General features: G+C 64.3%; 25 protein-coding genes. 10 read left to right on the top strand and 15 right to left on the bottom strand.

The annotated features are described in order from the left end of the window. The first annotated feature begins 71 nt into the window (after window positions 1–71). Together ACSMXN_RS01535 and ACSMXN_RS01540 are read left to right on the top strand one after the other, a co-directional pair. Window positions 72–284, top strand: coding sequence for a hypothetical protein (locus ACSMXN_RS01535; RefSeq protein WP_022915365.1), 213 nt, complete (start codon window positions 72–74; stop codon window positions 282–284). Between the two features lie 6 nt (window positions 285–290). Beyond that, a complete protein-coding gene (locus ACSMXN_RS01540; RefSeq protein ID WP_022915366.1) occupies window positions 291–860 on the top strand; it encodes a GNAT family N-acetyltransferase in 570 nt (189 codons plus the stop codon). Window positions 861–866: 6 nt separating this feature from the next. On the opposite strand, the gene ACSMXN_RS01545 is transcribed toward ACSMXN_RS01540, so the two are convergent. Genes ACSMXN_RS01545 through ACSMXN_RS01565 form a run of 5 tightly spaced genes read right to left on the bottom strand, consistent with a single transcriptional unit; the run spans window position 867 to window position 4,622 of the window. Next, window positions 867–1,421, bottom strand: coding sequence for a type 1 glutamine amidotransferase domain-containing protein (locus ACSMXN_RS01545; protein WP_022915367.1), 555 nt, complete (start codon window positions 1,419–1,421; stop codon window positions 867–869). 58 nt (window positions 1,422–1,479) lie between these two features. Further along, the gene (locus ACSMXN_RS01550; RefSeq protein ID WP_196811438.1) at window positions 1,480–2,091 is read right to left on the bottom strand and encodes an SAM-dependent methyltransferase; all 612 of its coding nucleotides are present in this window, start codon (window positions 2,089–2,091) and stop codon (window positions 1,480–1,482) included. Next, window positions 2,088–2,882 (bottom strand): PIG-L family deacetylase, encoded by a 795-nt coding sequence (locus ACSMXN_RS01555; RefSeq protein WP_022915369.1) that lies wholly within the window; start codon window positions 2,880–2,882, stop codon window positions 2,088–2,090. Before ACSMXN_RS01555 ends, ACSMXN_RS01550 begins: the two co-directional genes overlap by 4 nt. Further along, complete coding sequence (locus ACSMXN_RS01560; protein WP_022915370.1) at window positions 2,879–3,934, bottom strand: acyl-CoA dehydrogenase family protein; 1,056 nt, start codon at window positions 3,932–3,934, stop codon at window positions 2,879–2,881. The genes ACSMXN_RS01555 and ACSMXN_RS01560 overlap by 4 nt, the downstream gene beginning before the upstream one ends. Further along, complete coding sequence (locus ACSMXN_RS01565) at window positions 3,921–4,622, bottom strand: glycosyltransferase family A protein (protein ID WP_051149056.1); 702 nt, start codon at window positions 4,620–4,622, stop codon at window positions 3,921–3,923. Before ACSMXN_RS01565 ends, ACSMXN_RS01560 begins: the two co-directional genes overlap by 14 nt. 637 nt (window positions 4,623–5,259) lie before the next feature. Between ACSMXN_RS01565 and ACSMXN_RS01570 the strand changes: the two genes are divergently transcribed. The 6 genes from ACSMXN_RS01570 to ACSMXN_RS01595 all read left to right on the top strand — a co-directional run bounded on the left by ACSMXN_RS01570 (window position 5,260) and on the right by ACSMXN_RS01595 (window position 10,241). Further along, on the top strand, window positions 5,260–5,652 hold the full coding sequence (locus ACSMXN_RS01570) for a hypothetical protein (RefSeq protein WP_022915372.1): 393 nt from the start codon (window positions 5,260–5,262) through the stop codon (window positions 5,650–5,652). 156 nt (window positions 5,653–5,808) lie between these two features. Further along, window positions 5,809–5,964, top strand: a complete 156-nt coding sequence (locus ACSMXN_RS01575) for a DUF6131 family protein (protein WP_022915373.1) — start codon at window positions 5,809–5,811, stop codon at window positions 5,962–5,964. Between the two features lie 98 nt (window positions 5,965–6,062). Continuing rightward, on the top strand, window positions 6,063–7,349 hold the full coding sequence (locus ACSMXN_RS01580; RefSeq protein ID WP_022915374.1) for an acetyl-CoA C-acetyltransferase: 1,287 nt from the start codon (window positions 6,063–6,065) through the stop codon (window positions 7,347–7,349). 1 nt (window position 7,350) lies between these two features. After that, window positions 7,351–8,754: a 3-oxoacyl-ACP reductase gene (locus tag ACSMXN_RS01585; protein ID WP_027139941.1), complete on the top strand. Its 1,404-nt coding sequence runs from the start codon at window positions 7,351–7,353 to the stop codon at window positions 8,752–8,754. Beyond that, on the top strand, window positions 8,751–9,698 hold the full coding sequence (locus tag ACSMXN_RS01590) for a MaoC/PaaZ C-terminal domain-containing protein (protein WP_022915376.1): 948 nt from the start codon (window positions 8,751–8,753) through the stop codon (window positions 9,696–9,698). Before ACSMXN_RS01585 ends, ACSMXN_RS01590 begins: the two co-directional genes overlap by 4 nt. A gap of 27 nt (window positions 9,699–9,725) precedes the next feature. Continuing rightward, window positions 9,726–10,241, top strand: a complete 516-nt coding sequence (locus ACSMXN_RS01595; protein ID WP_455407675.1) for a hypothetical protein — start codon at window positions 9,726–9,728, stop codon at window positions 10,239–10,241. A gap of 194 nt (window positions 10,242–10,435) precedes the next feature. On the opposite strand, the gene ACSMXN_RS01600 is transcribed toward ACSMXN_RS01595, so the two are convergent. Then, window positions 10,436–11,011: an isochorismatase family protein gene (locus ACSMXN_RS01600; RefSeq protein ID WP_022915958.1), complete on the bottom strand. Its 576-nt coding sequence runs from the start codon at window positions 11,009–11,011 to the stop codon at window positions 10,436–10,438. Between the two features lie 159 nt (window positions 11,012–11,170). Here ACSMXN_RS01600 and ACSMXN_RS01605 point away from each other — a divergent pair, with 159 nt between their 5' ends. Continuing rightward, entirely contained in the window at window positions 11,171–11,632 is a 462-nt protein-coding gene (locus tag ACSMXN_RS01605) for a YbaK/EbsC family protein (protein WP_022915959.1), read from the top strand. On the opposite strand, the gene ACSMXN_RS01610 is transcribed toward ACSMXN_RS01605, so the two are convergent. Next, window positions 11,625–11,831 (bottom strand): RNA-binding S4 domain-containing protein, encoded by a 207-nt coding sequence (locus ACSMXN_RS01610; protein WP_022915960.1) that lies wholly within the window; start codon window positions 11,829–11,831, stop codon window positions 11,625–11,627. The genes ACSMXN_RS01605 and ACSMXN_RS01610 overlap by 8 nt on opposite strands. 66 nt (window positions 11,832–11,897) lie before the next feature. Between ACSMXN_RS01610 and ACSMXN_RS01615 the strand changes: the two genes are divergently transcribed. Continuing rightward, entirely contained in the window at window positions 11,898–12,857 is a 960-nt protein-coding gene (locus ACSMXN_RS01615; protein ID WP_022915961.1) for an LLM class F420-dependent oxidoreductase, read from the top strand. 3 nt (window positions 12,858–12,860) lie between these two features. Here ACSMXN_RS01615 and ACSMXN_RS01620 read toward each other — a convergent pair whose 3' ends face one another. The 8 genes from ACSMXN_RS01620 to ACSMXN_RS01655 all read right to left on the bottom strand — a co-directional run bounded on the left by ACSMXN_RS01620 (window position 12,861) and on the right by ACSMXN_RS01655 (window position 20,311). Continuing rightward, window positions 12,861–14,063 carry an FAD-dependent oxidoreductase gene (locus tag ACSMXN_RS01620; protein WP_022915962.1) on the bottom strand — a complete coding sequence of 401 codons (1,203 nt, stop codon included), beginning with the start codon at window positions 14,061–14,063 and terminating at the stop codon, window positions 12,861–12,863. Continuing rightward, a complete protein-coding gene (locus ACSMXN_RS01625) occupies window positions 14,060–14,257 on the bottom strand; it encodes a ferredoxin (protein ID WP_022915963.1) in 198 nt (65 codons plus the stop codon). Before ACSMXN_RS01625 ends, ACSMXN_RS01620 begins: the two co-directional genes overlap by 4 nt. A gap of 1 nt (window position 14,258) precedes the next feature. Further along, window positions 14,259–15,446, bottom strand: coding sequence for an aromatic ring-hydroxylating oxygenase subunit alpha (locus tag ACSMXN_RS01630; protein WP_022915964.1), 1,188 nt, complete (start codon window positions 15,444–15,446; stop codon window positions 14,259–14,261). 27 nt (window positions 15,447–15,473) lie between these two features. Next, window positions 15,474–17,426: an AAA family ATPase gene (locus tag ACSMXN_RS01635; RefSeq protein ID WP_022915965.1), complete on the bottom strand. Its 1,953-nt coding sequence runs from the start codon at window positions 17,424–17,426 to the stop codon at window positions 15,474–15,476. 70 nt (window positions 17,427–17,496) lie between these two features. Beyond that, window positions 17,497–18,000: a cupin domain-containing protein gene (locus ACSMXN_RS01640; RefSeq protein ID WP_022915966.1), complete on the bottom strand. Its 504-nt coding sequence runs from the start codon at window positions 17,998–18,000 to the stop codon at window positions 17,497–17,499. Continuing rightward, window positions 17,997–18,515, bottom strand: a complete 519-nt coding sequence (locus ACSMXN_RS01645; protein ID WP_022915967.1) for a cupin domain-containing protein — start codon at window positions 18,513–18,515, stop codon at window positions 17,997–17,999. The genes ACSMXN_RS01640 and ACSMXN_RS01645 overlap by 4 nt, the downstream gene beginning before the upstream one ends. A 156-nt stretch (window positions 18,516–18,671) precedes the next feature. Continuing rightward, on the bottom strand, window positions 18,672–19,550 hold the full coding sequence (locus ACSMXN_RS01650; RefSeq protein WP_022915968.1) for a pentapeptide repeat-containing protein: 879 nt from the start codon (window positions 19,548–19,550) through the stop codon (window positions 18,672–18,674). Next, entirely contained in the window at window positions 19,547–20,311 is a 765-nt protein-coding gene (locus ACSMXN_RS01655; protein ID WP_022915969.1) for an SDR family oxidoreductase, read from the bottom strand. The genes ACSMXN_RS01650 and ACSMXN_RS01655 overlap by 4 nt, the downstream gene beginning before the upstream one ends. Window positions 20,312–20,375 lie beyond the last annotated feature (64 nt).

Below are 20,375 nucleotides of genomic sequence, written 5' to 3' on the forward strand. Positions count from 1 at the left end.
CTCTGCGACATCGATATTCCGGGCGGGCGTCAGGGTTTCGGCCGCTTTGAACCCTTCGGTACCGTCATGGCATGACCACCGACGCTGGAAAGCCTGACAATGCAGACGATCTCGCTATCGAGGATCTCGACGCCGAGCGCGTCGAGCATCGCTCACATCTCGAGCCCGAGGAGCAAAAAGTCGGCAGCGACGATCCGCGGCGACAGGCTGAGATCATTCTGGAGGATTCGGACGAACGGACCGAGCATCCTTCGGCGGAACGCTCCGGTGGCGAAGATCGGTGATCTCGAGTGACCTCGATTGATGTGGAGTTGCGGCGCACTCGCTATGACCACCCCGACTCGTCAAGGTTGATCGACGAGGTCCAAGCCGAGTACGTCATCCGGTACGGCGGCCCGGACTCTGCACCCGTCGACCCCGACGAGTTCGCCGCACCTCGTGGAACGTTTGTCGTCGGGTACGTGGCTGGCGTCCCCGTCACGATGGGCGGATGGCGCAGGCACGGCGCGGAACACAGCGACACCGGCTGGGCGGGCCGGGTGGCGGAGATCAAGCGGATGTACGTGGCACCGGCCGGACGTGGCCACGGCTACGCGCGTCGCGTGTTGACGTACCTGGAGGAGGCCGCGGCGGCGGCAGAACTCGACTGGCTGGTGCTGGAGACGGGCTACAAGCAACCCGAGGCGATCGCGCTGTACAGATCGTCCGGCTACGTCGATATACCGCCGTTCGGTCACTACGCCGAGGCCGAACTGTCGGTGCATCTGGGCAAACCGGTCTCCGTCAACGCGCCGAAGCCGCCCCCGGTTCCTCCATCAGTCGCGTCCGTGCAGGAGACCAGCACTCAGAGGCGGCCCTGAAGGGAGTCAGACCTGAAAGGCCTGGATCGCAGCCGTACTGAATGCGGCCAGGTCGTCGGGTTTGCGACTGGTCACCAAGGTCCAGCCCTGATCGGCAGAAACGACGACCTGCTCGTCTGACCAGTGGCCGCCGGCGTTGCTGATGTCGGTGCGCAGGCTTGGCCAACTCGTCAGCGACTTACCTCGCAGCACATCGGCTTCCACGAGTGTCCATGGGGCGTGGCAGATGGCCGCGATCGGCAATCCGGCATCGACGAAGCTCCTTACGAAGGCGACGGCATCTTTGTCCACTCGAAGGGCGTCCGGGTTTGCCACGCCACCAGGGAGGACGAGGCCGGCGTAGTCGGCCGCTTTCGCATCGCTGACGCGCAGCCGTACTGGAAAGGCGTCAGCCTTGTCGAGGTGATTGAAGGCTTGGGCTTCGCCGGCTTCCGGTGCGATGAGTACGGGCTGGCCGCCGGCCTCTTCGATCGCCGTCCACGGCTCTACCAGTTCGGATTGCTCGATACCTTCGTTTGCTACCAGAAAGGCAATCTTGCGTCCACTCAATGGTTCTGTCATGTCGTCTCCTCTGTGCTTTGGCGCTTGATCTCTCGGTGGACTGTGCGCAGCCGAATGCTCACCTTCGGCCCTCGCGCTGAGCCGGACTCTGGCTGTCCGAGGTCCAGAGCTCCATGACGAAGTCTTCGTCAAGAAGCCTGATCGTTGGCGGAAAGCCGATCGACTCAGCAAGGCGGGCGTGTAGTTCAGCAGTGCCCTGTTGGCGTTCGGCGAAATCGTGGCGCCAGTGGCACGCGACGAGGGTCAGGTTCGGGCCCGCGGATTCGACCGCTAGCCGGCCGAATTCGGTCCACGCGGCGGGCGTGAAGTAATACCCGAGTTCACTCACGACGATGAGGTCGAAATGCCTTTGCTGTTGCGGCCATTGGTCTGGCAGCAACGCTTGAGTCACGCTGACGTTTGGATGGCTCGCTACCCGCTGGCGGGTACGTCGCACGGCGTCCGGGTGATAGTCGCTGGCTAGCAGACCGTCGCAGCGGGTGGCAAGCATGACCGTCAGGTCACCGCCTGCGCAGCCCGGTTCGTAAGCACATTCATATCTCTCCCTCGGGAGGCAGCCGAGTAGCAACTTACGTTTGCGGCGCTCGTAGAAGCTGGATTTGAGACCCCAAGGATCCGGGCCCTGGGCGTAGAGGTCGTTGAGGTATTCGATGTCCACGGGCTCGGTCAACGTAGAAACACCTCACAGCTTCGGGTAAACCGCTGGAGCACGTAGTCGGGCAGCACGGCTGGAGTTTGGGTCCTCAGATCTGGTTCAAGCTGGCTGGTGAAGCATCGGATAGCGGCCAGCTTGCGAGCGCAAACGTCGGGCTCCAGCGGGAGAACGAACCCACTGCGGGCCGGCAGCTGACCGCCGGACGGGCTCGCCCAATGCCAACCCCAGATGGGCGCTTCGAGCTGGCGGATCGTGGCCGTCGAGCGCGCGATCACTGCCGATACCGCGATGGCCGTGGCTTCGTGATCGGGGTGCCCGTCGTAGCGCCATGGTGTCACGATGACGTCGCCATCACCGGTGATGTCATCAATCAGTGCAGTCAGGTGCTGGGTTCGCGAGGTTACCGTGCCGTCCTCCAGCCCGAACTCGACCACCGAGGCAGCCGCTATTCCCAACAGCTGTAAGGCGTTCTGCCGTTCGGACCGCCGCTGTGTCACCAGCTCGGCCGGGGAGTATCGATCGGAGCCGGGATGGCTACCGCTGCCGTCAGTCACCGCCACCACAAGGATGCTCCGGCCGGCGGCCGCAGCGAGCAACAACAGTCCGCCGGCGCCGAGCACCTCGTCGTCGGGATGCGGTGCGACGACCACGAGTCGCTGGCCAGGCGGCACGAGATCAACCAATGAGCCAGAATCCAAATCTGCCCAGCCAGCCCAGTTCTGCCAGTCCCTCTCGGGTGTTCCGCGACCAACGATGCGTCGCTCAGCTATCGGCATCGGCGGCCGTGTCACATCGACGCCGGTCATAGCGACCAGCCGGATTGGGACGCCGAATGGTTCGTCGCGGTAAGGCATCCAAGGGCCGCGAGATCCTGTTCGGCGTGACTCTGCCTCAAGAACACCGGCAGGTCGGCGAAACGGCGGGCTAGGGACTCGTCGCGGCAAAGCGGCCCGGCACCGAGCGCGCGACCCGCTCGCTCGATCACCACCAGCGCAGTCTGTTCGGCTGCGGAGCGGGCGCGCATCGCGATCTCCTGCGCGTCCTGTAACGGGTTTGCATCGATCCAAGCAGCTGATTCGACCAACAACGCCCGGGTGGCGGCGACGCTCGTGCTCACCGCGCCGAGGTGAGCAGCAGCATGCGGCTCCCCGCGCCTGGCCACCAGATCACTCAATGCCTCGACAAACGGAATCGCGGCCCCGTACCAGCAGGCAGCTATTCCCGCGCCACCATGCCAGAATCCCGGCCGCGCGGTGTACTGGCCGGGTTGACCGAGTTGGACCGCATGAGCGTTGTCGAACACGACATCCACGCTCTCGGATCGACCCATGCCTACGGCGTGCCAGCCCTCATCGGTAATGCGAACGCCTGGCTGGTCGAGCGTGACAGTCGCGAGGCACTGCTCGCCCCGGTCGTCCCAGGCCGTGACGACCGCGCGGTCGACCAGGCCCGCACCCGAGCACCAAGCCTTGCGGCCGTCCAACCGAATACCGTCCGCGCCGCGGTGCAGCAACAGCCGCGCCGAGGGCGGCTCAGCGGCCCAGGTGGCCCACACGGTGCGGCCCGCACGACGGTTAGCCATCTGGAACTCGGCCACGTCCAGCGCGGTGGCTGCATCGGGATCCACCTCGGCCAGGATCGACAGCGCGTCGGTATGACCCTCGTAAAGCTTGATGAGGGCGACGTCCTCAGCGGCCACCCCGGCCAGCGCCCGCCATCGCTGGATGGTGTGACCACGGCCGGGTAGTGGGATTCGGTCAGCGTCGGCGGCCACGAGTTCGCGAAGGCGCTGCCCGAGAGCGGCGCCCGCACCCAGCGGGGCGGCAGGTGCTCCAGAGCGGGGCTTAGCGGGCGACATCAGTGGCCGTCTCATTCTCGACGAGTCGGGTCAGCTGCCGCAGGTGGCCGGCGAAACCGTTGACAGCCCGGCCGTCTGAGCGTGCGCTGGTAACTACGGGTAGGTCGGCGGCCCACACGACGCGACGGTGCGCAGCTTCCAAGGCGTTGATCAGCGCGACGTCTTCATCGGAATCCGTGGCAGGGAAGCCGCCGACCTCGACATAGGCAGCGGCCGCGACTGCCAGGTTGGCACCGTGCATGTGGCGATGCCCGGGCACGGCTCGGTAGCCCAGCAGATGCCGTCGCCGAACTGCGGCCGAATGCCCCGACCAATCGGCGACGTCGACGGTGCCCAGGACCGCCTCCGCACCGTCGGCGGCATATGCCATTTGCCGCACCAGCCAGCCTGCCGGCACGGTCGAGTCGGCGTCGGTATTTGCCAGCCACAAACCGCGACTACCGCATCCCTCGATCAACGCACGGGCACCGGCGTCGCGCGACGAACCGACGCCCGTCCGCAGACCGGGAAACCAAGATAGTTGCGCGAAAGCCGCAGGGTCCGCTCGACGCAGTACCTCGCTCGTCCCATCGGTGCAGCGATCCAGTACCACGACGACGTGAACGGGAACCGTCGTCTGCGCCGCAGCTAGCGCCAGGCTGCGCAGGCAGGCTGCTAGCAGCTCGCCTTCATTGTGAGCAGGAACCACGACTCCGATTCGCTCAACGCTGGACGGAAGGGACTGCCGCCTGGTCAACGTTCAACGCCGGGTGAGCCGGGCTCGGAAGATCCTGGCTCGGGGTTCGGCGGTGGTTCTTCAGGCGGCATCGGGGACGGCCCCGGCGGCGGGTCCGGCAGTGGGTCGGGCAGTGGGGGTGGGTTGGGTACAGGAGGAGGATTGGGAACCGGTGGCGGCGTCGGCGCCGGCGTAGGTGTCGGTGGCGGGCCAACCGGTTCAGGAGTGATCGGCGGCACTGAAGGGCCGGGTTCGATCGGCGGAATCGTCATATCGCCTCGATAGTCCGAGCGTGGCGCTCCGGATAACCGAAACGGCCAGCTGACTCGGCTGCCGTTTGAGCCGTCTCTCAACGTTACGCAGCGCGTGTCTGTTTGCAAAGTCGAAATCCCGGTGGCGAAATCCTAAGCGCCGGGTATGGTTAACCGAACCTTTACAGAATTTCTGTCTACACTCGATTCGAATCGCATGCCCAGGACGAGCGCTGGTCGCTTGTCAATGGAGCTCGACAGGTCGCGTACGCAGATTTGTTCAGTCGGGGTGTGCAGCAGGGCCGGGCTGAACCAGCAGCCGGGTAGTTGGGAGTCAATCGACTCCGTGGAGGCCGTTCGTGTCAGCACTTGACTCCCGTCCCGATCTTCCGGATCTTCCGGAGTTCCCCGTTCCGCGCAACGGCGCGGCCGCTGCGTCCTACCACGTCTCGCTGGAGATGCTCGCTGACGTAGCACGAGTGACAATCATCGGCGCATTGGACGAGGTCTCGGCCGACGCCGTCGGGGGCATGATTTCGTGTGTGCCAGATGGTCCTTCGCGAGTCGAAGTCATCGCAGGTGGTGTGACATCTGTCGAACCCAATTGCGTGCAATTGCTGATTGCCGCCGCTCGCGAACGCATTCAACACGGTCAGGCACCGGTTCACGTCGTCGCGTGCAGTGAGGTTCTCGCGCGCGAGTTCGTCGAGGCCGGTTTGCTAGGTCGCCTACCCATTGCATTAGCCGGGTAATTCCCAAGCAAAACGCATCAGGTAACCACGAGAAATTAATTTCGCAATCAGACGGTGCCGCCGTTAAGGCTTGCACCCGTTTTCATCCTCGGCAACGCAATCGATCGAAGTAATCAATGGAAGCCGCGCTTGGCTTCCCGTTCGAAGGAGTGTCTTGTGATCGTCCTAGGCCTGATTCTGTTGATAATCGGCGTCATTGCCAACATCGGCATTCTCACCGTTCTTGGAATAATCCTCATCCTCGTAGGTGCGGTCCTGTGGATTCTCGGTGCCGTCGGTCGTGAGGTCGGCGGTCGGCGCCACTACTACTGAGCAAGAGCTAGTACTGAGGAACCGGATGGCATCTGCGGAATGCGGACGCGCGTGTCACTCGATAGCGTGGGACGTACGCAAAACAGGAGGTAGTCGCCATGGCCGCACGCCGAGCCGCCGTCCTCGGCGGGAATCGCATTCCGTTCGCTCGTGCAAACGGGGCCTACGCTCAGGCCTCCAATCAGGACATGCTGACCGCCACCATCGACGGGCTGGTCGCCCGATTCGGGCTGCAGGGCGAGCGGCTGGGCGAGGTCGCGGCGGGCGCGGTTCTCAAGCACTCCAGGGATTTCAACCTGACGCGTGAGTCCGTGCTTGGTTCGGCTCTCTCGCCCCAGACTCCTGCCTACGATGTGCAGCAAGCCTGTGGCACGGGTCTGGAGACGACTCTCCTGGTGGCGAACAAGATCGCGTTGGGCCAGATCGAGTCTGGCGTCAGCGGCGGCGTCGACACGGTCTCCGACGCTCCGGTCGCAGTGAACGAAGGCCTGCGGACGGTGCTCTTGGACGCCAACCGAGCCAAGAACATCGGAGCGAGACTCAAGGCTCTGACCGGCTTACGACCCTGGCAGCTCGCGCCAGCAATCCCCTCGAACTCTGAGGCCCGAACGGGGCTGTCGATGGGCGAGCATCAGGCGATCAGCACGGCCGAGTGGGCAATAGCTCGTCAAGCTCAGGATGAGCTGGCCCTGCTGAGTCACCGCAACTTGGCAGCCGCCTACGAGCGTGGCTTCTTCGACGATCTGCTCACGCCGTTCCTGCGGCTGAGCCGTGACCAGAACCTTCGTCCCGACACCACCATGGAAAAGCTGGCGAAATTGCCGGCCGTCTTCGGCAAGGACCTGCCGAATCCCACCATGACGGCCGGAAATTCCACCCCATTGACTGACGGCGCCGCAGCGGTATTGCTGGCCAGTGACGAGTGGGCGGCCGAGCACAGCTTTGACGTCCTCGCCCATTTTGTGGATGCCGAGTCCGCAGCTGTCGATTACGTGCATGGTGATCCGAAGTCGGAGGGCCTGCTGATGGCGCCGGTATATGCAGTCCCGCGGCTGTTGGAGCGCAACAAACTAACCCTGCAGGACTTCGACTTCTATGAGATACACGAAGCCTTTGCCTCGACCGTCCTGATGACCTTGGCCGCCTGGGAGGACGAGGAGTTCTGCCGCCGTCAACTGGTACGCGCTTCGGCATTGGGTCCGATCGATCAATCCAAACTCAATGTCAATGGATCATCATTGGCCGCGGGCCACCCATTTGCTGCCACAGGCGGAAGGATCGTTGCCACCATGGCCAAACTGCTTCACGAACGAGGATCGGGCCGTGGACTGATCTCGATTTGTGCGGCCGGTGGCCAAGGCGTCGCTGCGATTCTCGAGTACTGAAATGGCTGATCACTACGCCGCTCTGATCAATTCGCCATTCGGCAAGTCGGTGGCGTCCCGGCTGGGCCTGCCGAGACCGGCATTGTTGCGGCGTCATAGCCTCTCGAAGCCACCGGTCTCTGGGCGGCTACTGCTCGGCGGCACCGCGGGCCGGATCGGGTTGACCGAGCTTGGAGGCGTGCTCGAGTCGGCGGGGCTGCAGCCGGAACTGGCCTCGGACACCGCCGGCGATCAGGGGTCGGACGGTTCCACGACTACGTCCACGACTACGTCCACGACTACGTCCAAGGCGGCTTGGTCGGCGCTGGTTTTCGACGCCACAGCAGCCGAAACCCCTGCAGACCTGACCAGCCTGCGTGACTTCTTCGTCGGCTCATTGCGTCGGTTAGCCCCTTCCGGTCGAGTGATCGTGCTCAGCCGCTCCGCCACGGGCGCCGATCCAGTGCTCGACGCTACGAGGCAGGCGTTGGACGGGATCGTTCGCTCGATAGGCAAGGAGCTGCGCGGGGGTGCCACCGCGAACCTGGTGGTCCTCGACGGCGAGGGGGTCGACGAGCGTGCTGCGGAATCGACCTTGCGGTTTCTACTGTCTGGCCGGTCGGCTTATGTGGATGGTCAACCGATCCGGATCGGGTCGGGAGCACTGACGGAGCAGGCGAACTGGATCCGACCACTCGAAGGTCGAGTTGCGGTCGTAACCGGTGCCGCTCGTGGCATCGGTGCCGCTATCGCCGAGACGATGGCTCGTGACGGCGCACAAGTCGTCCTCGCGGATCTGCCGGCAGCTGGCGATTCCCTGGCCCGGGTGGCGAATCGGATCGGCGGTACGTCGCTGCAGCTTGACATCACCGCACCCGACGCCGCCCAACGGCTCATTGATCACGCCCGACGGAGATTTGGCACGCTGGATGTGGTCGTCCACAATGCGGGCATCACCCGTGACCGGTTGCTGGCGAACATGAAACCCGCTCAATGGGACTCGGTGCTCGCCGTGAATCTCGAGGCACAGCTGCGGATCAACGCGGTGCTGTTGGAGCGCGGAGTCATGACTGGCGGCGGCCGCGTGATCTGCCTAGCTTCTACTACGGGTATCGCAGGCAACCGCGGGCAGACGAACTACGCTGCCTCCAAGGCCGGCGTCATCGGCATGGTTCGTGCGTTCGCGGGCAGCTTTGCAGCCGCTGGTGCCACGATCAATGCAGTCGCACCTGGATTCATCGACACCGACATGACGCACGCGATGCCCTTTGCCGTTCGGCAGGTTGCGAGTCGGCTGAATAGTCTTCAGCAAGCCGGCCTGCCGGTCGATGTCGCCGAGACGGTCGGCTGGCTGGCCTGGCCGGGGACTGGCGCAGTAAACGGTCAGATCATTCGAGTGTGTGGACAGAACCTGGTCGGTGCATGAACACCGCCGGCCCGGTTCCGGTCCGGACGCTCAGCAAGCCGCCCGCACTCGGGCCGCTGTTCGCCAAGGCAGTTCTGGTCGGTCTGTCGCCAAAACGCGTTGGCGCGGCCCCGGAAAGCACGGCCAGCCACGAAATCGGACCTAGGCGATTGACGTTGCCGGAACAGCCCATCGATCAGGCGCGTCTGGTTGCCTATCAGCGCATCTGCGATTGGCGCGTATCCGGAGTTCTACCTCCGACGTACCTACACCTGTTGACGTTTCCGCTGGCGGTGGCACGGATGAGTGAATCAGACTTTCCCTTTTCGTTGTTGGGGTTGGTGCACACCAGAAACTCGATCACCCAGTTTCGACCAGTCCACTCGGTGGACTTGGTATCGCTTGAGGTCTGGGCGCAAGGCCCACGCCAGCACCGCGCCGGGCTGGAATTCGACGTGCTTGCCGAGGCCCGCATCGACGGCGAAGTCGTGTGGCGCGAGACCAGTTCTTACCTGCATCGCGAGACCCGTTCCGATGAGCGCCCCGACCGGCGCCCCGACCAACATCGGGAAAAGGCGGTTCGCCCAGACGTTACCGCTGTCTCTGCGATGCCGGTCTCGGCACAATGGCGCGTACCGGCCGACATCGGCCGGCGCTACGCGGCAATCTCGGGTGATCGCAATCCTATCCATCTGAGCGCTCTCACTGCACGACCGTTCGGTTTCAGGTCAGCGATTGCCCACGGCATGTGGCTGAAGGCACGCACCTTGGCCTACTTCGAGGGCAGGCTGGCCGATCACTTCACCGTCGAGGCTTCGTTTCGTTCGCCGGTGCGCTTGCCCTCGACTGTGGAACTTCTCAACCTAGCGCCCCGCGGCGAGACCCATGCGCTCGGCTATGAGGTGGAGGTACGCAGACCCCAGACAGTCAGGTCCAACCTGACGCTACAGATTCTCCCAGCGTAAATCCGCAATAAAATCAAAGGAGTAGAGATGCGAAATGTATGGCGTGGCCTGGCGATAGGTGCCTTTGTCGGCGCGATCATCGGAATCTTGCTTGACCTGGCCTCCAAGACACAGCAAGCCGTGTCGGGCGGGTATGAGTCCACAAAGCACGCGGTACGTGAACATGCACCTGAGGCGGCGGCGGCGCTTAAAGGATTCGCCGCTCAGGCAGCCGAGCAAGTTCGCCAGTCCGATCTGCCTTCGAAGGCGAGTCAGGCGGCATCCGACCTGGCCAGCAAAGCCTCTGACGTGGCAGGCAAGGCGGCCGGGCAAGTTCGGGAGTCCGATCTGCCTTCGAAGGCGAGTCAGGCCGCATCCGACCTGGCCAGCAAAGCCTCTGACGTGGCAGGCAAGGCGGCCGGGCAAGTTCGCCAGTCCGATCTGCCTTCGAAGGCGAGTCAGGCCGCATCCGATCTCGCCAGCAAGGCCTCTGACGTAGCAGGAAAGGCTTCGGACGCCGCCGACGCTGCAAAGGAGAAGGCACGGGACCTTCGCAACGGCTAGTTAAGTCTGTGTTTCGAATTCATTCCACAGTCTGTCTAGACCTAATATCGGGCTAGACAGGGACAGATCCACGCGTCACTATAGATGTATGCCCGCTCTTCGCGGGTAGTTACGAACCGACGGCAAGCAGGACCATCCGACCCAGTTCCCCCGGCTGAGTGTCGGCAATCTTCCTGCTTGCCGCGTTCGTTTGTTCAGCTGCTGACAAGTTGTCCGCCTGCCGCAGCGATCTCTTCCCGAGCCGCGGCACCGGACTCGACCGTGACCGGCACCGTGAGATCAGTCAGTAGCCGCACGCTGAATCCGGCCCCCAATGCGTCGAGTGAGCTGGCCCGAACACAATGCGACTCGGCGATGCCGCAGATATCCAGCAGGTCCGTGCCGGCCGCGCGGAGCGCCGTGGCGAGGTCCTGGCCCGCGTCGTCCGTCCCTTCGAAGGCAGAATATGCCGCCGCATACTGACCTTTCTTGATCGAGACATCGCTTCCCGTCTCGCCCAGGGCGGCGACGAGAGCAGGGTGTAACGCGGCGTTGGGGGAGTCCGCCAGCCCGTGCGGCGGCCAGGTGTCGACGAAATTCGGCTGCGATGAAAAGTGATCGGGCGCATCTATGTGCCAATCCTGGCTGGTGGCGACCAGGTCGTAGTCGCCCCGATGTGCCAGGACATACTCCGCGATCCTGAACGCCACGTCATTACCGCCGGTCACTGGCAGTTCGCCGTCTTCGCAGAACGTTGGCTGAACGTCGACGATCAGCAGGGCTCGAGCCATGATGTCCTCCCGTTACGCTAAGTGGTGAGTTGAGCGTACGAGGCAAAGGCGGCGGCTCGCTTGCCTGGCGCTGGCCATAGCTGCCGATCATGCGACCGAAGATCACGCAGCCGACGATCACGCAGCCGACGATCACGCAGCCGACGAGGAGGGGTTTGGGTGTCTGAGGAGACTGCCATCGAGGCCATCACGGCATCCGGGCTTGCATTTGTGCTGACCCGGCATGGCCAGGTGGCCAGCCTCGCAGAAGCGGCGGCCGCCCGCGGCGTAGACGCAGCTGACATCATCAAAACCCTGGTGATCAGACGCGGTGATGACGACTTCGTGTTCGTGCTCGTCCCGGGCGACCGATCGATCTCGTGGCCGAAATTGCGGAACGTGCTCGGAGTAAGTCGGCTGTCGATGCCCGACAAAGAGGTAGCCAGACAGGTAACAGGTTATGAGCGGGGCACGATCACGCCGTTCGGCTCGACTAATGCCTGGCCGGTGATCGCCGATGAGCGAGTAGCTGGGCGCACCGTTTCCATCGGTGCTGGCGGCCACGGTGTTGCCTTCACGGTTGACGGGAGTGACCTGATCGCGGCCCTCGGCGCGATACCGGCCGACGTCACGATCAGCTGACTCGGAGCGTCTCGCCGCTGACGGTCACGAGATCGCCCTTGGTCAAGTGCCTGCCACGGCGGGCCTCGGCTACCCCGTTGACCTCAACCTGACCGGCTGCGAGCAACAGTTTCACGTCCGAACCCACCTCGACCGCGTCCGCTAGCTTGAGGAATTGCCCCAGTCGGATATCGGAGTCCCGGATCGCCACATCTCGCATGAACACATCATGACGTATTTGTGACCGGGTTGCCGACCGTGCACATTGATGGAGCAGACTCCTCGCATGACATCTTTCGGCATCTTCGTTCCGCAAGGCTGGCGTATGGATCTCGTCGGAATCGGCGATCCGGTCGAACAATGGGAAGCGATGACAGCGGTTGCCAAGGCAGCCGACGAGGGCTCCTGGGATTCGATTTGGATCTATGACCACTTTCATACGATCCCGAAGCCCTCCACCGAGACAACCTTCGAATGCTGGACTACGACTGCCGCTCTTGCGCGTGACACCAAGCGCGTGAATATCGGCCAGATGGTGGGCTGCAACGGTTACCGCAACCCGGCCCTCTACGCCAAAATGGCGTCAACGGTCGACGTGGCCAGCAATGGACGCCTTTATGCCGGCATCGGCGCGGGCTGGTATGAGCAGGAGTGGAAGGCCTACGGCTACGAATGGCCGGAGTTGAAGGACCGGATGGGAGCCTTCCGCGAGGCGACCGAGATCATCTATCGACTCTGGACCGAGGACGAGGTCCAGTTCAGCGGTAAGTACTACCAGGTCGACAAACCCATTAATGAGCCGAAGGGTGTTCGCAAGCCGCACCCGTCGTTGTGGATAGGTGGCGGCGGCGAGAAGGTTACGCTCAAGCTCGTTGCAAAGTACGGCGACGCCGCGAATATCGGGGGCGGCAACCCGGACACGATCCGCGAGAAAGCGGCCATTCTTAAAGGGCATTGCGATGCGCTCGGCCGTGACTACGACGAGATCATCAAGTCGACGAGCTTGAACGTGTTCCCGATCGAAGCGGGGGAGGACCCTGAAAAGGCGACCGCCAGGGCGCGCGGCCGTGCCTCGTGGGAGTCGTTCTCGTCCCAGGCGATCGTCGGCACTGAGGACGAGATCGCGTCAAGCGTCGAGGCGGCACTTGATGCTGGAGCGAATTACGTGATCTTCTACGTGCCAGGGGTCGCCTACGATCTCGATCTCGTCGCGCGTTCGGAAGCGATTGTCAAACGGTTCGCCTGAGCGTCAGGCGAACGCCGCCACCAGTTTCTTGCGGTAGGGCAAGAGATCCTTGACACTGCCCGCACAGATCGCCCCGATCAGGTCGCCGTCGCGGCGGTATTCGGCCAGGAACCGATCACCGGACGCATCACCGTCGACGACGGTGACCTCATCAGCCAGACCTGGTAACCCCACACCTTGCAGGCGCACGCCGAATTGGTCACTCCAGAAGGACGGCACTGGAGCGAACCGCGGGCCAGAACCGTGCAGCAGTCGCGCGCCCGCAGCTGAGGCTTGCTCGGCAGCATTCGTCCAGTGCTCCAGCCGCAACAGACCGCCCCCGAGCGCTGGGTGCGGCCAGCTGGCAACATCGCCGGCAGCTACAACATCGGCGATGCCCTGCACGGCAAGCGTTTCATCGCACACCACGCCCCCATTGATCACCACCCCAGAACCAGCGAGCCACTGCGTGGACGGAACCACACCGATCGCGATCACCACCACGTCGGCGCCAAGGTAGTCACCGTTGTCGAGATGCACGCCTCGCACCCGGCCACTACCTGTTGAAGGATCGGTGTCGGTGTCGGTCTCGGTGTCCAAGCCGGATACTCCAACGCCCTCGAGAAGTTCGACGCCATGTTCTCGGGCCCGCTTCGCGGCCGAAGAGGACAGTTGGCCCAGGGCGGTGACCATCATCGGCAATGGCGTCACCACCGTCACAGCCAGGCCAAGGTCGCGACAGGTCGACGCCAGTTCGGCGCCGATGAACCCGCCGCCGACGATGACGACTCTGGCGCCAGGTCGGAGTTCAGCCCGTAACGCCAAGGCGTCGTCGAGCGTGCGCAGCAGGTGCAGCCCACTAGCACGCTCGGGCATGCCAGCGACCCGCCGCGGTGCGGCGCCCGTTGCGATGACCAGGCCGTCGTAGCCGACCGCCGCTCCGTCGTCGAGATTTACCTCGTGTCGCTCAGGATCCAGGCTGACCGCCCGTCGCCCAAGCCGCCAGTTCGCAGCCAGATTCGCTGACTGCTTGAGTTGAATCTGCTCCTGGTGAACGGCACCAGCGGCAAACGCCTTGGACAGCGGCGGTCGATCGTAGGGCTGGTGGACTTCCTCGCCGATCAGGGTCAGGCGGCCGGCAAAGCCCTGTTTGCGCAGGGTTTCAGCAGCGCGAAGCCCGGCCAAGGATGCGCCGACGACGACGATGTCGCGCAGATCGCTGGTCATTGGTCGATCAAGGTCAGGGCCTGCACCGGGCAGCTCAGGACGGCTTCAGAGACCTCGGCGCGTAGCTCCTCAGCGGGACTCTGCTGAAGCAGGACGACGACCGGCGTGGAGTCGGTCAGCTCGAAGACGTCGGGGGCGGCCAATAGGCAATTGCCGTAGGCCTGGCAGAGCTGAGTGTCGAGCTCGATACGCATGTCAGGCCTCCCAGAATGGGCTCACGTTTGACTTCGCGCCTACGTAGTCGCGCCAGAACTGCCACCACTGCCGAAGCCGGTTGTCATCGCCCCGTGTTCCCTCTGTCGCAGGCTGGCCGCGCGCGATCAAGCTGTAAGGCACGGTCCAGTTCGCCAGACCAACGCGTTGGCGCAGCAGCACCGGCACGTCCTCATCGCCGTAGGAGGCGAGGGCGGTTGCTTCGGCGCCTGCCATCCGCACCTTGCGCCTGGCCTCATCATCACCGACCACGCCGAAGATTCGCCGTGTGACCACGGTGCTGTCGACGCCCTCTGGAACGGAGCTCGAGATCATGAAGTAGTTGTTGCGGACCTGGCAGATGAGATCGGGAAAGAGCGTCATGATGTAGCCACCGCCGCCTTCGAAGCCGGGCAGCGCGAAGTCGGTTGCGCCCTTGAGCTCCTCCGGCAGCCGATCGTAGTCCAGCTTCGTCCACTGGACAGCATGGCCGTTGTCCACGATTTCGTATGGACTTGCCGGGCTCGCGGAACGAAAGATCGGATGGACGAACGGCACGTGGTAGCCATCGCGCTGGTTCTCGGCGACCAGTTTCCAGTTGATCGGCACTGTCCATTCCTGCTTGTGGATGACCTCCATCGGCACCGTTGCCAACGGGGTGCCGAGTACCTCGACAATGCGAGGTCCGAGAAAGTCCACCAGGCTCGGTGCTTTCTCGTCCACGCACACGAAGTGCAGACCGAAGATCGACTCGGTCCGGATCGGGACGAGGCCGAACTTCTCTTTGACGAAGCCGGTGTTCTCGTACGCCGGACTGCCGGGAATGCCTTTGAGTTCGCCGGAAAGGTCATAGGTCCACCAGTGGTACGGGCAGCGCATGACCGCGCACTGGCCCGAGCCCTCGAGCACCTGCGCGCCACGGTGACGACACACGTTGTAGAAACCATTGACCTTGCCGTCCTCGTCGCGGATGACGAGCACGGGATTTCCGGCGACCTGCAGCGTCAGATAGTCGCCGGGCTCGGGAAGATCGGAGTCATGGCCGGCGAAGTTCCAGACCCGACCGAGCAGGCTTCGCTGCTCGTGGGCATAGAGCTTCTCATCCAGATAGACGGAGTTGTGCACCAAACGCTCGTCGTCGATGCCTGATACCTCGCCGGCGGTCGACGTCGCTGTCGTTGTCTGCTCCATGGAACATCCTTCTGGTCGCGGTTGATCTCACTGAGTTGTGTGCTGAGGCGGACTTTGACGTCCAGCCAGATTGCGGGCGCGACGATCGAGTTCGGCGGCTGTCTCGCCCTCGGTCTGAGCCACCAGTTCTTCGAGTTCGACTCCGGACCGCCCAGTGAGCAGTCGAGAGAGTAACTGCCGCCGACGCGACTCGTCGGGCACTCCGACCTGCAGGTGCAGGCCCAGGCGACCCGCGCGGGTGAGGGCCGGGTCGATGATGTCGCTGCGGTCGGTGACCCCGATGACGAGAATCCCTGGGCGGGCCAGCGCGTCGTCCACGGACGACAGGAGCGCCGATAGGACACGGCTGCTGGCGCTCTCGATATGGCCGGCTACGCGGCGAGGTGCCACCGAGTCCAGGTGTTCGAGCACTACGACCGCGGGTGCGACGTCGCGAGCCTTGCCGAACAGGGACCGGATCGCGGCCTCGGACTCGCCGAGCCATTGGGTGAAGATCGTCGAGCCGTCTACCACGACGAGGTTGGCTCCGGCGCGCTCGGCCAGCGCCGCAACGAGCGCGCTCTTGCCGTTACCCGATGCGCCAGTGAGCAAAATGCCCTCGCGGCGCCCCGAACCGGGACTGAGCGCGTTGTCGGCGGCCGCGAGCAGCGACTCTTTTATCTCGACAAGGCCGTCGAATTCGTCCCACTTCAGTTGGACGTCGGCGACCGGGAGCCCCCTCATCGCGCTCGGGGTGACGCGCGCCAGACCGGCGCGTACGTCCGAGGCAAGGATGGAGATCTCGGTGCCGGCTGCTGATTCGGCGATCTCGACCCCGCTGCCGCCCGAGGTCAGCCGGCGGGCGGCCGCCAGGCCCGCCTCGCGGGACAGATGCATCAGATCAGCCCCGGTGAAGCCCGCGGTGGCGTTCGCGGCGACCTCGGCCAGCGCTGTTTCCGCGTCACGGGTCAGGGGCATTTCTCGGGTGTGCACCGACAGAATCTCGCGGCGCGCGGCCGGGTCTGGCGGCCCGATGTACAGCTCCTCGTCGAAGCGACCGGGTCGTCGGAAGGCTTCGTCGATCGCGTCCAATCGATTCGTCGTGGCCAGCACGACAACGCCGTCCACCTGGTCCAGTCCGTCCATCAGGGTGAGGAGTTGGGTGGTGGCGCGAATGTCGCCTTGAGAGGCCAACCTGCCGCGACTGGTGGCGATCACATCTATCTCGTCGATGATGATCAACGTCGGTGCATGGTGTGCGGCTTCGCTGAACAGCGAGCGAAGGTTGGCCTCGGTCTCGCCTGAGTACGTGCCGACCAGTTCGGTGGCCGGCATCTTCAGGACGTTGGCGCCGAGTTCGGCGGCAACAGCCCGGCTGAGCAGGGTCTTGCCGGTGCCGGGTGGCCCATGCAGGATGACTCCCTTCGGGGCTCGCACTCCCAGCGAGTGATAAAGGGCCGGTCGTAACAGGGGAAGCTCGATCAGGTCCCGCAGGCGGGAAATCGCAAGATCCAGGCCGCCCACCTCGGCGAAAGTCATGCCGCGCCGGGCGATGTCCGGGTCGGGCTCCAGGAACTCGATTCTGGTTTGGTGGCTGACGAATACCGGCTCTGGTGCCCCGCCCTCGGCGGCGACGATGACGCCTGCGCCGCCGGCGAAGATCGGTGCGAAGATCCTCGCCCCGGGCCAAACGATGGTTTCGTCCTTACGCAGGAACTCGATGACGTGGTCGCCCAGATGGTGGGAGAGGTGGAATGCCGGTCGGATGTTGACTGCAGATGCCTCACCGGGCGCGGGCTCGCGGATCAAGTCCAGCCGATCGCCGGGCTTGATCTTCAGCTGGGTCCAGAGCAGCCGACCGAGTCGTACCAGCGCCGCATCTGTGCCATCGTCGGACGCGCGCGCGACGGGCCGCAGGAACACCTCGCGGCCGACATAAGAACGAACCTTTACGAGCTCACCCGGCAGTACCTCGAGCTGTGCGAGCAGGGCGTCGGGCACCTCGAGGGCAACTTCGCTGACCGGGCGTCCTGGCGCCGGTCGGGCTGCTATGGCTGGGATTGATGCTGTGTCAGTAATTGTGGACCGCCGAATATTCCGGGGCGGGCTCCAGAATCTCCATCAGAACTCCGCCTTCGGGCCCTAGCGCCGAATCGAGGTTGGGCCAGGACATCACGAGCCGGGCCGGACCGGTGCCGTTGTTCACATGCTGGAAAACCACGCCTTCGGGCCGCACCGGTATCGCGATGACGTCCTTCTTCTCCCATTCGTGCTCGACCCCGTCGAACCGGGTGAAGCCGCTGCCCTCCACCACGAGGTGGACGATGCCACCCTGATGACGAAGCTGCCCTGAGCGTGATCCGGCAGGTATCTCGAGCTCGCAGAAGTAGAGCGCGTGCGCGACCGGACTCTGAAGGTCGTTGTGCAAGTACCATCGCAGGATTCCGAACGGGGTTACTTCAGGTTCGAGTTCTGCCCGGGTCACGGTGGACCGTCCGGCACGGACTCGTTCGCGCTCGGCAGCACTGCGCTGCAGGATCGAGTCCCAGAGCGTTGCGGGCGGAGCGGCGGTCATCGGGCGTCCTTCCAGTTCGGGCTGTTTTCCTTTTGCTCGAAGAGCGCTCCGGTCGCGTACTGCAGCGGCACGAAGATGAAGGCGAACCATTCGCTCGCCTGGTCTGGATCCTCGTTGAAGTGTTGGTGTTCGCAGCCACCAGGCAGTACGGGCAAGACAATCAAGTCGCCGGCCGACCAGTCCTCTCGGACTCCGTTGACGACTGTGTAGCCGGAACCCTTTGTAACGTAAAGGACCAGGCCACCCTGATGGGTGTGTCGCCCAGAATGGGTGTGGATCTCGTGCGCGAAGACCCGCCAGTCCTGCAGGGCAGAGTCTTTGACCAGTTCGTGAAGGTAATAGCCAATCTTTCCCTGGCGATTCTCTTCCCAGTTCGCATCTGATGCCTTGATCACGATGCGACCGTCATGAGCGCGCTTCCGTCGTTCGGCCAGGCCGGAGAAGACGGTCTCGTAGTAACCCTGTTCACGGGCGTCGCGGTCGCGGACCCGCTCGGCCGTTCGTTCGGAATCCATGGATCTCCTGTCGAACTATCTCTTCGGAAAGTCTCGTCGGCCCAACCTCTGTCGTACCGGCCAGCCAGCGAGCCAAAGCCAGCGAGCCAAAGCCTGCTCCAGCGGTTCAGCGCCGAAGTGCGTACTGCATACACTAGCAGGGAGCAGCTTCCGGCTCTAGGCCCTTCGGTGCCGAATTCGAGCGGACGACTCCGGAGCAGACAGCACGTTGGAGCAGGAACCGCCATGTTCGGTAGCCAGCAGTCCGTCCGGGCAACGCGTGCCCACCCAGCTGAGGGCGGACCCCCGGCTGCCCTGCCAGCGCACCCCGGACAGTTCGGCGCGTACGAACTGCGCGCCCTCGATGTCGGCGCCTCGCAGGTCGGCCTCGAGTAGGAGCGTTCCGATGAACTGAGCTCGTGAGAGATTGGCTTCGCGCAAGTCTGCGAGGTAGAACTCGGTGTCGAGGAGCAGGGCATCGGACAGGTCAGCCCTGGTCAGGTCTGCGCAGAAGAGCACGGTGAGTTGCAGTCGGGCGCCCGCAAGCCGCGCACCCCCCAGAGCCGCCACCGCGCGCGGGCTGGAGATCAGTGCAGCGGAGAGGTTGCAGTGCCGCAAGTCGGCCCCGGCGAGCGAGGTCCGGGTGAGCTCCAGGCCGGTCAGGTCCGCACCGATCAGCGTTGCGCCGTTCAGATCGCAATCGCGCAGGTCGGCCGCAGTGGGATTGACGCCGGCCGCCTCGCGGCCGGATAGGAAAACCTGCACGAGGTAGTCCGCGCTATACGCCGGATCGACGAATACTGCAGCCGTGAGGTCTGCCGCGCTCAGGTCGGCCCCGACAAGCCTGGCGTGAGCAAGTTTCGCGCCGCCGAGGGCTGCGCCACTCAGGTCGGCACCGCTCAGGTCCGCCCCGCTCAGGTCTGCGCCAGTCAGGTCGGCACCGCTCAGGTCGGCACCGCTCAGGTCTGCCCCGCTGAGGTCCGCGCCAACTAAATTCGCCCCGTGCAGTGCACTGCGGCCGCTTCCGAAGCCGGGTGTTGCGCCTTGCCCGGTCACGGCATGTACACCCCGCCATTGACGTGGATGACCTGTCCGCACACGTAGGACGCCTCGTCTGAGGCAAGGAAGGAGATCACGGCAGCGACTTCGTCCGGCTGGCCCAAGCGGCCGAGCGGTACCTGGCTGTGCTTGCCCTGGGTCAGCGGGTCATTACGCGTAAGTTCGCGCATTCTGGCCGTCTCGATCGGCCCCGGCGCCACCACGTTGACTCGGACCCCCGCGCCGGCGACCTCGCTGGCCAGCGCCCGGGAAAAGGCGACGATGCCCGCCTTGCTCGCGGCATACGCGGACCGGCCGGCGGCTGGCATGAAGCCGAAACCGGACGAGGTGTTCACGACACTGCCGTAGCCCGACGTGCTCATCGCGGGCAGAAAGGCGTGGCACATCAGGTAAGTGCTGGTGAGATTGAATCGGAGTTGGTCGTCCCACTGAACTGGGTCGAGCTCTTCGATCCCAGCCAGCTTCGCGCCGCCCACGACGTTGACCAGGACGGCTGGTGCGCCGCGTTCGGCCAGCACCCGCGAGGCCAGGTCGGCGACCGCGTTCGCGGCGGTGACGTCGCAAGGCGTCGCGATCAGGCGCGATGTGCCGCGGATCGATCCCTGTTCGCACGTCTCGGCCAGGGCGGTCTGGTCCACGTCGACAGCTATCACCACGGCGCCGCGTTCGGCAAAGCGGAGCGCACTCGCCTGACCGATGCCCGACCCCGCGCCCGTAACCACGGCAACCCTGCCGTCCAGGTCGCGTGCGCTGGTCATCGGCCGGCCAGTCGAGCGTTCGCCCGAAGTTGGCGAATCTCGTCGACCGGTTCTGTCCGAGTCA

It is taken from the genome of Parajatrophihabitans canadensis (assembly GCF_053764775.1).

Coding starts and splice junctions, on each gene's coding strand:
- ACSMXN_RS01535 (WP_022915365.1), top strand. CDS start 72: ATGACCACCGACGCTGGAAAGCCTGACAATGCAGACGATCTCGCTATC.
- ACSMXN_RS01545 (WP_022915367.1), bottom strand. CDS start 1,421: ATGACAGAACCATTGAGTGGACGCAAGATTGCCTTTCTGGTAGCAAAC.
- ACSMXN_RS01555 (WP_022915369.1), bottom strand. CDS start 2,882: ATGACCGGCGTCGATGTGACACGGCCGCCGATGCCGATAGCTGAGCGA.
- ACSMXN_RS01560 (WP_022915370.1), bottom strand. CDS start 3,934: ATGTCGCCCGCTAAGCCCCGCTCTGGAGCACCTGCCGCCCCGCTGGGT.
- ACSMXN_RS01580 (WP_022915374.1), top strand. CDS start 6,063: ATGGCCGCACGCCGAGCCGCCGTCCTCGGCGGGAATCGCATTCCGTTC.
- ACSMXN_RS01585 (WP_027139941.1), top strand. CDS start 7,351: ATGGCTGATCACTACGCCGCTCTGATCAATTCGCCATTCGGCAAGTCG.
- ACSMXN_RS01590 (WP_022915376.1), top strand. CDS start 8,751: ATGAACACCGCCGGCCCGGTTCCGGTCCGGACGCTCAGCAAGCCGCCC.
- ACSMXN_RS01595 (WP_455407675.1), top strand. CDS start 9,726: ATGCGAAATGTATGGCGTGGCCTGGCGATAGGTGCCTTTGTCGGCGCG.
- ACSMXN_RS01600 (WP_022915958.1), bottom strand. CDS start 11,011: ATGGCTCGAGCCCTGCTGATCGTCGACGTTCAGCCAACGTTCTGCGAA.
- ACSMXN_RS01610 (WP_022915960.1), bottom strand. CDS start 11,831: ATGCGAGATGTGGCGATCCGGGACTCCGATATCCGACTGGGGCAATTC.
- ACSMXN_RS01615 (WP_022915961.1), top strand. CDS start 11,898: ATGACATCTTTCGGCATCTTCGTTCCGCAAGGCTGGCGTATGGATCTC.
- ACSMXN_RS01620 (WP_022915962.1), bottom strand. CDS start 14,063: ATGACCAGCGATCTGCGCGACATCGTCGTCGTCGGCGCATCCTTGGCC.
- ACSMXN_RS01625 (WP_022915963.1), bottom strand. CDS start 14,257: ATGCGTATCGAGCTCGACACTCAGCTCTGCCAGGCCTACGGCAATTGC.
- ACSMXN_RS01630 (WP_022915964.1), bottom strand. CDS start 15,446: ATGGAGCAGACAACGACAGCGACGTCGACCGCCGGCGAGGTATCAGGC.
- ACSMXN_RS01640 (WP_022915966.1), bottom strand. CDS start 18,000: ATGACCGCCGCTCCGCCCGCAACGCTCTGGGACTCGATCCTGCAGCGC.
- ACSMXN_RS01645 (WP_022915967.1), bottom strand. CDS start 18,515: ATGGATTCCGAACGAACGGCCGAGCGGGTCCGCGACCGCGACGCCCGT.
- ACSMXN_RS01655 (WP_022915969.1), bottom strand. CDS start 20,311: ATGACCAGCGCACGCGACCTGGACGGCAGGGTTGCCGTGGTTACGGGC.